1 protein-coding gene is annotated in these 253 nt (G+C 56.9%); it reads right to left on the reverse strand.

Going from position 1 to position 253, the window contains the following annotated elements; genetic code table 11:
* On the reverse strand, positions 1–180 hold a 180-nt coding region (gene tnpA, locus HJG40_RS15640), incomplete at its 3' end, for an IS66 family insertion sequence element accessory protein TnpA (protein WP_438263572.1).
* Between the last annotated feature and the right edge of the window lie 73 nt (positions 181–253).

Here is a 253-nt window from a genome sequence, read left to right on the forward strand (position 1 = left end):
CCCCTCGGTCCTAGTACCCGTCGGCTGATGCTTTACCGCTTCCGCAAAGCACTTGCGCCAGTAATGCAGGGTGGCTACCGCGATCCCTTCCTGCGCACAGTAATTCTTGACGGAAAGACCGCTCGCCTGAAATCCGTCTACTTGCTGCCGCCAATATGTGGCCTTCTCTTCCTTCGTCATACCCACCCCTTCTCGCTGTATGCGGGGCAGGATCGGTCAGGTCAGAAAGTTTGGGAAGGTGGGTTGCTTAGAC

This window comes from Acidithiobacillus concretivorus, from assembly GCF_018853445.1.
GTDB classification, from domain to species: Bacteria; Pseudomonadota; Gammaproteobacteria; order Acidithiobacillales; family Acidithiobacillaceae; genus Acidithiobacillus; species Acidithiobacillus concretivorus.